Below are 12,434 nucleotides of genomic sequence, written 5' to 3'. Positions count from 1 at the left end.
TTCTTCCGTCCCATGTACAAAGTCATCGCCACCGATCTCGACGGTACCCTGCTGAACAGCGACCACCAGCTCGATCCGTACACGATCGACACCGTCCGCCGGCTCGACCGTGACGGCCTGCAGTTCGTGATCGCCACCGGGCGCCATTACGCGGACGTCGCCGGCATTCGCGACGTGCTCGGCATCCGGCCGTACCTGATCACGTCGAACGGCGCGCGCGTGCATGCGCCGGACGACACGACGATCCACGCGCAGGACATCGATCCGGCGATCGTTCGCGGCCTCGTGCAGCCGGACGTCGCCGGCGCGCACGGCCGCGTGATCGTCAACCTGTTCACCGACCAGGGCTGGCTGATCGACCGCGATGCGCCGCACCTGCTCGAATTCCACCAGGATTCGGGCTTCCGCTACGACGTGATCGACATGGCCGCGCACGACGGCGCGGATATCGCGAAGGTGCTGTACATCGGCGATCCGGCCGATCTGGCGGTCGTCGCCGAGCAGATGCGCGTGCGCTTCGGCGATGCGCTGTACGTCACGTACTCGCTGCCCGACTGCCTCGAAGTGATGACCGCGAACGTGTCGAAGGGCCGTGCGCTGCGCTCGGTGCTCGCGCGGCTCGGCGTCGACACCGGCCACTGCATCGCGTTCGGCGACAACATGAACGATATCGACCTGCTCGAAACCGCCGGCCACGCGTTCATGATGAACAACGCGAACCCCGACCTGGTCGCGCGGCTGCCGCACATCCCGCGGATCGGCAACAACTTCGACGCGGGCGTCGCCCGCCACCTGCGCACGCTGTTCTCGCTCGAAGGCAACACCGCCGCATCCTGAGCGTCCTGCTCCGGCGGAAATGAAAAACGGGCGCCAGTGGCGCCCGTCGAAATTACCTGCCTCGATCTTCTTGGACAGCGTGAGGCTCGCTGCGCTGCTCGCTTGACCCCGTAGTGTTTTATTCGCTTGTGCGAGCCGATGCCGGCAGCCGGTCGACGGCGTTGTCACGCCCGGCGACCAGCGGGTAAATGATCCCGGCGAGTACCGCGCCGATGATCGGCGCCACCCAGAACAGCCAGAGCTGGCCGATCGCTTCGCCGCCCACGAACAGTGCCGGGCCGGTCGAACGGGCCGGGTTCACCGACGTGTTGGTGACCGGGATCGAGATCAGGTGAATCAGCGTCAGGCAAAGGCCAATCGCGATCGGCGCAAAGCCGGCCGGTGCGCGCTTGTCGGTGGCGCCCAGGATCACGAACAGGAAGAAGCCCGTCATCACGACTTCGCAAATGAACGCCGCACCGAGTGCGTAGTGGCCGGGCGAGCGCTCGCCGAAGCCATTCGTCGCAAAGCCGCTGCCGACGACGTCGAAGCCCGGCTTGCCGGTCGCGATCAGGTACAGCACGAATGCGCCGATCGTCGCGCCGACAACCTGCGCGACGATGTACGGCACGAGATCGCGTGCGGGGAAGCGGCCGGCGACCGTCAGGCCGACGCTCACTGCGGGATTCAGGTGGCAACCCGAAATATGGCCAATGGCGAATGCCATCGTCAGCACGGTCAGGCCGAAGGCTAGTGCGACGCCGGCAAAGCCGATGCCGAGGCCCGGAAAGGCGGCGGCCAGCACGGCGCTTCCGCACCCGCCGAGCACCAGCCAGAACGTGCCGAATACCTCTGCAGCGAGACGCTGAGAAAGATTCATGTAAGGACCTCGTTCAAGTGGATTGAAGACAACCGGATGACACGACGGAATTAAACCGTCACCGGAATTGGTCTGGATTATAGGAAATGAATCGGGTCGGGGAGGGTCAACGATTGTTAAATTTGAATGGCTGACGAATGCCTTTTATTAGAATAAGTCCGCATTCTCGATATAGCCAAATCGGTTAAAGATGACAGCATTAATATCGAAGGGCAGGGCAGCAGTGCAGATGGCGTAACGGATGTGAGTATCCTGGCCGGATTCGCCGGGGCCGCATCATCGAAAAGGGGAGTCAAAAAATGTCTCAATACGCGAAACTCAAGGCGCAGATCGCCGATCTGCAGGCCCAGGCGGACGACGTGCGCCGCCAGGAAGTGGCGGCGGTGATTGCCGAAGTCCAGCAAAAGATTGCCGAATACGGGTTGACGGCCCAGGATCTGGGCTTCGCGGAGCGAGCGAAGCGCGGGCGTCCGCCGAAGAAGGCGCCGCTGCCGCCGAAATACCGCGATCCGAAGTCGGGCGCGACATGGAGCGGGCGCGGCAAGCCGCCGAATTGGATCGTCGGTAAAAATCGCGATCGTTTCCTGATCGAATGACCGAAAACCCAACGCAAAAGAGCCGCATCGAGATGCGGCTCTTTTGTTTTGCGCGCCGATTTCGGCGCGGATTCGATTACGGAATATTTCCTCGCGGATTTCCGTGTCAGGCGCCGGCGACCCGGCGCAATGCCGGTTGGCGGGTTCGCGTGCAAAGCGATTCGTAAGTTTCGACATAACGCTGCGCCATTGCCTTCGAGCTGAAACGCGTGTCGAAACGTTCGCGGATGGCGGTGCGCGACAGGCTGTCGAGCCGGTGCAGCGCGCCGACCGCGCCTTGGACGTCCTCGACGATGAAGCCCGTTACGCCATCCTCGATCACTTCGGGCACCGAGCCGCGGTTGAACGCGACGACCGGCGTGCCGCAGGCCATCGCCTCGATCATCACGAGGCCGAACGGCTCCGGCCAGTCGATCGGGAACAGCAGTGCCTTCGCGCCGGACAGGAACGCGGGCTTCTGCGCCTCGTTGATCTCGCCGATGAACTCGACGTGCGCCTCGCCGAGCAGCGGCTCGATCACGTCCTTGAAATAGTCGGCGTCGGCCTTGTCGACCTTCGCGGCGATCTTCAGCGGCAGCCCGCTTTGCGCGGCGATCCGGATCGCGGTGTCGACGCGCTTTTCCGGGCAGATCCGGCCGAGGAACGCGAGGTATTCGGGCTTCACGCCCGGCTGCGGCGTGAGCAGCGTGTCGGGCAGCCCGTGATACACGGTGCCGGCCCACGCGGCCTGCGGCAGCGGCTTGCGCTGGTTGTTCGAGATCGACACGACCGGCGCGTCCGGGAACGCGTCGAACACCGGCTGCAGTTCCGGCAGGTCGAGGCGGCCGTGCAGCGTCGTCACGTACGGCGTGTCGAGGCGCGACATCAGCGGGAACGGCAGGTAGTCGAGGTGGAAGTGCAGCACGTCGAATTCGTGCGCGACCCGGGCGACCTGTTCGAGAAGCCGCATATGGGGCGCCATCGAATCGCGGATCGACGGGTCGAGCCGCAGGGCGCGCGGCCAGGCCGCCTCGAGACGGGCCGACGTGACGGAGTCGCCGCTGGCGAACAGCGTCACGTCATGGCCGAGTTCGACGAGCGCCTCGGTGAGGTAGGACACGACACGCTCGGTGCCGCCATAGAGTTTCGGCGGAACGGCTTCGTAAAGCGGCGCGATCTGGGCAATTCGCATGGGGTTCTCCTGTTTCGATCCGAGGGCGCGGTAGCGCCGATGCGGATCCCGTGCAAGGTTGCGGAACTCGCCGACGTACGCGGTTGGCGGTACGTGGCCGTGCCCTGGGCGGGGTGCGCGGGGCGCCGGACGGCAAGCTGCGGGGCGGGCCGGCACGGCTCGCGCCGCCGCCCATTGGATTCCATTATCGATATCGCCTTGAGGGGTTCGAGTGTTTTTTCAAACACTTAAGGCTTGTTACACGATGAAATACGCGAAAACCCCGAGAAAAAGGGCGCGGAATCAGAAATGGAGATAGACGCAACTATTGTTGCGTCATCGTGAAAAACCACTATAATTTTTACCGATCCGGTTGTCGGCAGCCTTGCCGGCAAGCCTTTCGCTACCGCGCGGAGGCCATCGGATCCATCGCAGCCGAATTCGCGCTGTCACCTGCTTCCCCGATTTCAGCTTTCAATTCGCCTTGTCGGAAAAATTCCTACACGGTTTACAGACAAATCCTGCATGGCATACGCCACTTCGCTGATACCGGCGTAAATGCCGTTTGGCCAAAATTCGCCCTGTAAGACTATAAACGAGCCGACTGAGCGCCAAGAGCGCCCCGATCGAGCAAACGTTTTCATAACACGAATGGCCAAAGCAAAGCTCTTTAACGGGGGAATCATGAGCGCTACCAGCGAAATGCTCAGTGAGATCAAAGAGGTCAACCTGTCGTACCTCCTCCTCGCGCAACGCCTGCTGCGGGAAGACAAGGCGATGGGCATGTTCCGCATGGGAATTTCCCAGGAACTGGCCGACGTGCTCGGGAACCTCACGCTCGCACAGACCGTGAAGCTCGCCGCGTCGAACCAGATGCTGTGCCGCTTTCGCTTCGACGATCACGCGTTGCTGTCGTCGCTCGCCGACAAGGGCCGCAGCGATGTCGTCGCGCACGCCCACTCGGCCATCCTGATGGCCGGGCAGCAGGTCGAAGGCGTCCGCTGATCCATCCCGCCTTGCGACTGTCCCGGCGTGCCGCGCCGGTGGGCAGCGTATTGGCCATCCATCCGAACAACGTCAAGCGGACGGTTTTCACCATGGCAAGCAAAAGCGTCGTGATCGAGGTGAAGGAAATCACCCTCGCCATCGAACTGATCGAACTGGGCGCCCGGCTGCAGTTGCTGGAAGCGGAGACGAGCCTGTCGCGGGACCGTCTGATCAAGCTGTACAAGGAACTGAAGGGCGTGTCGCCGCCGAAGGGGATGCTGCCGTTCTCGACCGACTGGTTCATGACGTGGCAGCCGAACATCCACTCGTCGCTGTTCTACAACATCTACCGGTTCATGCAGGACCACGGCCGTTGCGACCCGATCCAGTCGATCGTGAAGGCGTACCGGCTCTATCTGGAGCACGTGAACCTGTCCGGCGACGAGGCCGCGCTGAGCCTCACGCGCGCGTGGACGCTCGTGCGCTTCTTCGATTCGGGGATGCTGCAGATGACCCCGTGCACGCGCTGCGGCGGCCACTTCGTCGCGCATGCGCATGATCCGCATCAAGGTTTCGTCTGCGGCCTCTGCCAGCCGCCGTCGCGCGCGGGCAAGACCCGCAAGGCCGCCGCCGCGCGCGCCGAACTGGCCGCCGCCGCGGCCTGAGCACTGCCGGGCGGGGCGCGGGCGGCCGCGCCGGGCGGCGCGAAGCGTCTGCGAATTGCTGGTAAACACCTCCGCGCCGCCGCCGGGCGGCCGCGAAAGTTTTCCTGCCGACTGCCGTAAACCTGTTTAACGGCGGTCTCCCCGCCGGTCTTTCGTGAGGGACAGGCAGTGCTGATTATCGTGGGAACACTCGTGACGCTGTTGTCCGTCTTCGGCGGTTATGCGCTGGCAGGCGGGCATCTGGGCGCATTGATCCAGCCCGTCGAGATCCTGATGATCGTGGGCGCCGGCGTCGGCGCGTTCATCCTCGGCAACGGCGGCAAGACCATCAAAGCCACGCTGCGCGTGCTGCCGACGCTCTTCAAGGGCTCGAAATACACGAAGGATGTCTATATGGAGCTGATGGCGCTTCTTTACGTGCTGCTCGCGAAAGCACGCAAGGAAGGCACGCTGACGCTCGAGGCCGACATCGACGATCCGGAAAAGAGCCCGATCTTCACGCAATACCCGAAGATCCTCGCCGATCACCACATTGTCGAATTCCTGACCGACTACCTGCGCCTGATGGTGGGCGGCAACATGAACGCGTTCGAGATCGAGAGCCTGATGGACGAGGAGATCGAGACGCACCACACGGAAGGCGAGGGGCCCGCGCACGCGCTGATGCGCGTCGGCGACGCGATGCCGGCGTTCGGTATCGTCGCGGCCGTGATGGGTGTCGTGCACACGATGGCGTCCGCCGACAAGCCGCCCGCGGTGCTCGGCGCGATGATCGCGCAGGCGCTGGTCGGCACGTTCCTCGGGATCCTGCTGTCGTACGGGCTGATCGGGCCGCTCGCGAGCCTCGCGGAGCAGCGCGTCGCCGAGTCGACCAAGATGTTCCAGTGCATCAAGGTGACGATTCTCGCGACGCTGAACGGCTATGCGCCGGCGATTGCGGTCGAGTTCGGCCGCAAGGTGCTGTTCTCGACCGAGCGCCCGTCGTTTTCCGAGCTCGAAGAGCATGTGCGCCGCGTGAAGGCGAAGTGACGCGGAGCGCCCGATGAGCAAAAGCAAGGATCGCGCGATCGTCGTCAAGCGGGTGGCCCCGGCGAAGAAGGGCCACCATGGCGGCGCATGGAAGCTCGCGTACGCGGACTTCATGACCGCGATGATGGCGTTCTTCCTGCTGATGTGGCTGCTGAGCTCGGTCACGTCGGTGCAGTTGAAGGGGATCGCCGAATACTTCAATACGCCGCTGAAGGCCGCGCTGTTCGGCAGCGGCGACCGCAGTTCGCAGGATTCCAGCATCATCAACGGCGGCGGCCGCGACCTGTCGAGCGTCGACGCCGGCACGCTGCACCGCACCGACGGCACGACGCAGCTCGCCGAGCGCTTTGCGAAAGCGGGCGACGAGCATTCCCGGTCGCAGGCGCAGGGCGCGCAGGACCGGCTCGAGCAGACGCGCCTGCACGACCTGCAGATCAAGCTGATGGCCGCGATCGAGGCCAACCCGACGCTGCGCCAGTTCAAGCAGCAGATCCGCATCGATTCCACGCTGATGGGGCTGCGCATCGAGATCGTCGATACGCAGAAGCGGCCGATGTTCGCGATGTCGAGCGACAACGTCGAGCCGTACATGCGCGACATCCTGCGCGAGATCGGCAAGACGCTGAACGACGTGCCGAACCGGATCATCGTCCAGGGCCACACCGACGCCGTGCCGTACGCGGGCGGCGAGGGCGGCTACAGCAACTGGGAGCTGTCGGCCGACCGCGCGAACGCGTCGCGCCGCGAGCTGATCTCCGGCGGCATGGACGAGGCGAAAGTGCTGCGCGTGCTCGGCCTCGCGTCGACGCAGAACCTGAACAAGGCCGACCCGCTCGATCCGGAAAACCGCCGGATCAGCGTGATCGTGCTGAACCGCAAATCCGAAGAGGCGCTGATGCGCGACGATGCGACGACCACGACGCTGTCGGCCGATGCGGCCGGCTCGCAGCAGCTCGCGCAGCAGCTGGCCCCGGCGCCGGCCGTGCGCCCGGCGCTCGCGGCGTCCGCCGTCGCCGTGCCGAAACCCTGACGTTTACAAGATTCCGAGACAGACATGATCCGAACCATTCTCGCCATCGACGACTCCGCGACCATGCGTGCGCTGCTGCAGGCGACGCTGGCGCAGGCCGGCTACGACGTGACGGTGGCGCCGGACGGCGAAGCCGGCTTCGACCTGGCGGTCGCCCGGCAGTACGACCTGGTGCTGACCGACCAGAACATGCCGCGCAAGAGCGGGCTCGAGGTGATCGCGTCGCTGCGCCTGCTGGGCGCGTATGCGAACACGCCGATCCTCGTGCTGACGACGGAAGGCAGCGACGCGTTCAAGGACGCCGCGCGCGACGCAGGCGCGACCGGCTGGATCGAGAAGCCGATCGACCCCGCCGTGCTGGTCGACCTGGTCGCGACGCTGTCCGAGCCGGCCGCTTCCTGACATTCACGCGACGCATTCAACCCGGGACCGGGCATGACTCTCGACATCACTCAGTTCTACCAGACATTTTTCGACGAAGCGGACGAGCTGCTCGCGCAGATGGAGCAGCTGCTGCTGAACCTCGACGTCGGTTCGCCCGACCCCGAGGATCTGGCCGCGATCTTCCGCGCCGCGCATTCGATCAAGGGCGGCGCGGCGACGTTCGGCTTTTCCGCGCTGACCGATACGACGCACATCCTCGAATCGCTGCTCGACCGCGCGCGCAACCATGAGCTGACGCTGACCAAGGAAATGGTCGACGCGTTCCTCGAGACCAAGGACGTGCTGTCCGACCAGCTCGTCGACTACCGCGCCAGCGCCGAACCGGACGCGGCCGCCGCCGCGACGATCTGCGCGAAGCTCGAACGGCTGAAGGCCGAGAGCAGCGCGAGTGCGCCGGCTGCCGCCGCGCCTGTGCCGGCGGCGCCGGTCGCTGCCGCCGTTGCACCGGCTGCTCCGGCCGCGGAACCGGCCGCCAGCGATGATCGCGCGCCCGACCACGTGATCGAGCAGGCCGTCGCGGCCGCGCATCCGGCGGGCGACGCGGGCGAAGGCGGCCCGCACCTGAAGATCACGCTCGTGGGCGTCGACGCGAAGGATCGCGAACTGCTCACCGAAGAACTCGGCAACCTCGGCCGGATCGTGGGCCGCGAGGAAGCGGGCGCCGACTTGACGCTGTGGGTCGAATCGGACGTGCCGTCCGACGACATCGTCGCCGTGTGCTGCTTCGTGATCGACGAAAGCCAGATCCGCGTCGGGCACGGCACGGCGCCGGCCGCGCCGGCTGCCGCGCAGGACGCCGCGGCGCCGGCGGCAGAACCGGCCGCCGCCGCGCAACCGGCGCGCGTCGAGGTATTCGCGCCGCAGGCCGCGGCACCGCAACCGGCCGCATCGGCACCGGCGGCACCGGCGGCAGCGCCCGCCGAGCCGGCCGCCGCTGCCGCCGCGCAAGCGCAGCAGCCGTCCCAGCACGCGCACGCCGACCATGCACCGCAGGCTGCCGCGCATCACGACGACAAGCGCGCACGCCCGGCCGCAGCGGCCGCAGCGGGCGCCGAAGGCAGCTCGATCCGCGTCGGCGTCGAGAAGGTCGACCAGCTGATCAACCTGGTCGGCGAGCTCGTGATCACGCAGGCGATGCTCGCGGAAACCGCGAGCGCGTTCGATCCGGCGCTGCACGACCGCCTGTTCAACGGAATGGCGCAGCTCGAGCGCAACGCGCGCGATCTGCAGGAAGCCGTGATGTCGATCCGCATGATGCCGATGGACTACGTGTTCAGCCGCTTCCCGCGGCTGGTGCGCGACCTCGCCGGCAAGCTCGGCAAGCAGGTCGAACTGGTGACGTTCGGCCAGGCGACCGAGCTCGACAAGAGCCTGATCGAACGGATCATCGATCCGCTGACCCACCTCGTGCGCAACAGCCTCGACCACGGGATCGAGACCGTCGACAAGCGGGTCGCCGCCGGCAAGGACGCGGTCGGCCAGCTGGTGCTGTCGGCCGCGCATCACGGCGGCAACATCGTGATCGAGGTGAGCGACGACGGGGCGGGCCTGAACCGCGAGCGGATCCTCGCGAAAGCCGCGAAACAGGGCATGCAGGTGTCCGACACCATCAGCGACGACGAAGTCTGGCAGCTGATCTTCGCGCCGGGCTTCTCGACCGCCGAGACCGTGACCGACGTGTCGGGCCGCGGCGTCGGGATGGACGTCGTGAAGCGCAACATCCAGTCGATGGGCGGTCACGTCGAGATCTCGTCGCTGGCCGGCCGCGGCACGACCACGCGGATCGTGCTGCCGCTCACGCTGGCGATCCTCGACGGGATGTCGGTGAAGGTCGGCAACGAGATCTTCATCCTGCCGCTGAACTTCGTGATGGAGTCGCTGCAGCCGTCGAACGACGACATCTACACGGTCGGCAACGGTGAGCGCGTGGTGCGCGTGCGCGGCGAATACCTGCCGCTCGTCGCGCTGCACGAAGTGTTCTCGGTCGAGGACGCGCGCACCGACCCGACGCAAGGGATCGTCACGATCATGGAAACCGAGGGGCGCCGCTTCGCGATGCTGATCGACGAACTGGTCGGCCAGCAGCAGGTGGTCGTGAAGAACCTCGAAACCAACTACCGCAAGGTGCACGGCATCTCGGCGGCGACCATCCTCGGCGACGGCAGCGTCGCGCTGATCGTCGACGTCGCGGCGCTGAACCGCGAAACCCGTGCGACGCACGGCGCCCGTGCCGGCGCCGAGCTCGCGATGTTCTGATGTCTCTCGCCATTCAACCGATTGGGGGCAAACGTGGCTGCTGAAGTCCAAATGATCAATCCGGCCGCGGCGAACGCGGCAACGAGCCGCCGCGACGCGGAGCAAGGCGACGCGACGGGCCAGGAATTCCTCGTGTTCACGCTCGGCGACGAGGAATACGGGATCGACATCCTGAAAGTGCAGGAAATCCGCGGCTACGACAGCGTCACGCGCATCGCGAACGCGCCGGAATTCATCAAGGGCGTGATCAACCTGCGCGGGATCATCGTGCCGATCGTCGACATGCGGATCAAGTTCCATCTCGGCCGCGTCGAGTACGACCACCAGACCGTCGTGATCATCCTGAACGTCGCGCATCGCGTGGTCGGGATGGTGGTCGACGGCGTGTCGGACGTGCTGACGCTGCAGACCGACCAGATCATGCCGGCGCCGGAGTTCGGTGCGACGCTGACGACCGAGTACCTGACGGGCCTCGGCACGGTCGACGGCCGGATGCTGATCCTGATGGACATCGAGAAGCTGATGTCGAGCCGTGAAATGGCGCTGATCGAGACGCTCGGCGGGTAAGCGCGTCGCGCGCGCAGGAATTTCGGGAGAATCTGCAATGTTGCATAACTGGTCGATCCGCACGACGCTTACGGCGGTCGGACTCATCCTCGCGGTGCTGGCCGCAGCCGTTGGCGGGCTCGGCCTGGTCGCGTTGAATCACGCGAGCCGCTCGCTCGACGAGATCGCGCACGTCGACCTGCCGGCACTCCATACGCTCGACGACACGTCGTCGTACCTGCTGCGCGCGCGCGTGTCGCTCGACCGCTTCCGTTCGCTGACGGAAGGCGGCAACACGGCCGAAGCGGCCAAGGTGCTCGACCGCGCGCAGGAGCTGTATGCGAAGTCGAACCAGAACTGGCAGGCGTTCCAGTCGACGCCGAAGCTCGGCATCGAGCAGGCGCTCGTCGACGACCTGACCACCCGCTACACGACGATCGTGAAGGAAGGCGTCGAGCCCGAGTTCGCGGCCGCGCGCGCGGGCGACATGGCCGCGTACCACGCGGTCGCCGATACCAAGATCAGCCCGATGTTCGTCGCGTACGACCAGGCTGCGTCGGCCGTGATCGCGTCGCTGCAGAAGCGCGCGGAAGATCGCCAGGCCACGACGCAATCGCAGATCTCGCTGATGATCGGGCTGATCGCGGCCGGCATCGCGATCGCGTTCGTCGTCGTGGTCGCGATTCGTTTCGCGCTGCGCGGGCTGATCGTGAAGCCGCTCGAGGACGCGATCGCGCACTTCGAGCGCATCGCCGGCGGCGACCTCACGCAGCCGGTGAACGTGTTCAGCACGAACGAGATCGGCCGCCTGTTCGGCGGCATCAAGCGGATGCAGGACGCCGTCACGACGATGGTGCAGGCCGTGCATCGCGGCACCGAATCGATCGACGTCGGCGCGCGCGAGATCGCGACCGGCAACATCGACCTGTCGCAGCGTACCGAGGAGCAGGCCGCGTCGCTGCAGGAAACCGCGTCGAGCATGGAGCAGCTGACGGGCACCGTGCGCCAGAACGCGGAGAACGCGCGGCAGGCCAGCCAGCTCGCGGTCAACGCATCGGACATCGCGACGCAGGGCGGCGACGTGGTCGGCCAGGTCGTGGCGACGATGCAGGACATCGCGGGGAGCTCGGGCAAGGTCGTCGACATCATCGGCACGATCGAAGGCATCGCGTTCCAGACCAACATCCTCGCGCTGAACGCGGCGGTCGAAGCCGCCCGTGCGGGCGAACAGGGCCGCGGCTTCGCGGTGGTCGCGGGCGAGGTGCGTTCGCTCGCGCAGCGCAGCGCGAGCGCCGCGAAGGAAATCAAGCAGCTGATCGGCGATTCGGTCGAGAAGGTCGAAAGCGGGTCGGCGCTCGTGTCGCGCGCCGGCTCGACGATGGACGAGATTGTGCAGGCCGTGCGCCGCGTGACCGACATCATGGGCGAGATCAGCGCCGCGTCGGATGAGCAGTCGACCGGCATCGAGCAGGTCAACCGCGCGGTCGGCCAGATGGATTCGGTCACGCAGCAGAACGCGGCGCTCGTCGAGCAGGCGGCAGCCGCGGCCGCGTCGCTCGAGGAGCAGACGCGCCAGATGAAGGCGATCGTGTCGGGCTGGCGCGTGGCGGGCGGCATCGTGCTCGCGCCGTCGCGCGATGTGGCGCGGCCGGTCGCGCATGCGCCGGCGGCCGTGCCGGCACTGCCGTCGGAGCCGCGTTTCGACGCCGCGCCGGTCGCCGCGCTGCCGGCCCCGCAGGCCGCCGCACAACCGGCACGGCGCGCCGCGCCGGCGCCGCGTGCCGCCGCTGCGGCCGGGGCGGGCGCGAGCCGCGAACCGAAGCGCGCGGCCGATGCCGGCGCGCACGTGCAGAAGGACGCACCGGCTTCCCGCGGCACGGCTGCGGGCGGCTACGGGCCGCGCCTCGCGAAAAGCGCCGGACCGGCCGACAAGCCGGCCGCGAAGCCCGCGCTCGTGCGCCCGGCGCTGAACGGCGAGAAGCCGGCGGCGGCCACGGCCGGCACGTCCGACGACGACTGGGAGACCTTCTAAACC

The 12,434-nt window shown here is 66.5% G+C and carries 12 protein-coding genes; 10 read left to right on the top strand and 2 right to left on the bottom strand.

What is annotated here, in order from left to right:
- Positions 1–12 precede the first annotated feature (12 nt).
- A complete protein-coding gene (locus tag QZM67_RS23665) occupies positions 13–837 on the top strand; it encodes a Cof-type HAD-IIB family hydrolase (protein WP_301807004.1) in 825 nt (274 codons plus the stop codon).
- 118 nt (positions 838–955) lie between these two features.
- Here QZM67_RS23665 and aqpZ read toward each other — a convergent pair whose 3' ends face one another.
- A complete protein-coding gene (gene aqpZ / locus QZM67_RS23660; RefSeq protein WP_175026534.1) occupies positions 956–1,696 on the bottom strand; it encodes an aquaporin Z in 741 nt (246 codons plus the stop codon).
- A gap of 299 nt (positions 1,697–1,995) precedes the next feature.
- Between aqpZ and QZM67_RS23655 the strand changes: the two genes are divergently transcribed.
- Complete coding sequence (locus QZM67_RS23655) at positions 1,996–2,292, top strand: H-NS histone family protein (protein ID WP_021162849.1); 297 nt, start codon at positions 1,996–1,998, stop codon at positions 2,290–2,292.
- 106 nt (positions 2,293–2,398) lie between these two features.
- On the opposite strand, the gene QZM67_RS23650 is transcribed toward QZM67_RS23655, so the two are convergent.
- The gene (locus QZM67_RS23650) at positions 2,399–3,463 is read right to left on the bottom strand and encodes a glycosyltransferase family 4 protein (RefSeq protein WP_175026535.1); all 1,065 of its coding nucleotides are present in this window, start codon (positions 3,461–3,463) and stop codon (positions 2,399–2,401) included.
- A 663-nt stretch (positions 3,464–4,126) separates the two neighbouring features.
- Between QZM67_RS23650 and flhD the strand changes: the two genes are divergently transcribed.
- The 8 genes from flhD to QZM67_RS23610 all read left to right on the top strand — a co-directional run bounded on the left by flhD (position 4,127) and on the right by QZM67_RS23610 (position 12,431).
- Positions 4,127–4,447, top strand: a complete 321-nt coding sequence (gene flhD, locus QZM67_RS23645; protein WP_027788649.1) for a flagellar transcriptional regulator FlhD — start codon at positions 4,127–4,129, stop codon at positions 4,445–4,447.
- A 92-nt stretch (positions 4,448–4,539) separates the two neighbouring features.
- Entirely contained in the window at positions 4,540–5,094 is a 555-nt protein-coding gene (flhC, locus tag QZM67_RS23640; RefSeq protein WP_043185235.1) for a flagellar transcriptional regulator FlhC, read from the top strand.
- A 168-nt stretch (positions 5,095–5,262) separates the two neighbouring features.
- The gene (gene motA / locus QZM67_RS23635; protein ID WP_043185037.1) at positions 5,263–6,123 is read left to right on the top strand and encodes a flagellar motor stator protein MotA; all 861 of its coding nucleotides are present in this window, start codon (positions 5,263–5,265) and stop codon (positions 6,121–6,123) included.
- A gap of 13 nt (positions 6,124–6,136) precedes the next feature.
- Complete coding sequence (gene motB, locus QZM67_RS23630; protein WP_043185039.1) at positions 6,137–7,153, top strand: flagellar motor protein MotB; 1,017 nt, start codon at positions 6,137–6,139, stop codon at positions 7,151–7,153.
- Positions 7,154–7,177: 24 nt separating this feature from the next.
- Positions 7,178–7,555: a response regulator gene (locus QZM67_RS23625; RefSeq protein WP_175026536.1), complete on the top strand. Its 378-nt coding sequence runs from the start codon at positions 7,178–7,180 to the stop codon at positions 7,553–7,555.
- 33 nt (positions 7,556–7,588) lie between these two features.
- Entirely contained in the window at positions 7,589–9,853 is a 2,265-nt protein-coding gene (gene cheA, locus QZM67_RS23620; RefSeq protein ID WP_301806998.1) for a chemotaxis protein CheA, read from the top strand.
- Positions 9,854–9,904: 51 nt separating this feature from the next.
- Positions 9,905–10,420 (top strand): chemotaxis protein CheW, encoded by a 516-nt coding sequence (cheW, locus tag QZM67_RS23615; protein WP_043185043.1) that lies wholly within the window; start codon positions 9,905–9,907, stop codon positions 10,418–10,420.
- Between the two features lie 37 nt (positions 10,421–10,457).
- Positions 10,458–12,431, top strand: a complete 1,974-nt coding sequence (locus QZM67_RS23610) for a methyl-accepting chemotaxis protein (protein WP_301806996.1) — start codon at positions 10,458–10,460, stop codon at positions 12,429–12,431.
- Positions 12,432–12,434 lie beyond the last annotated feature (3 nt).

Source organism: Burkholderia sp. AU45251, from assembly GCF_030482905.1.
In the GTDB taxonomy this organism is placed as follows: Bacteria; Pseudomonadota; Gammaproteobacteria; order Burkholderiales; family Burkholderiaceae; genus Burkholderia; species Burkholderia aenigmatica.
The sequence above is the reverse complement of the archived record's forward strand: the minus strand, read 5'-3'. Positions and strand labels throughout refer to the sequence as shown.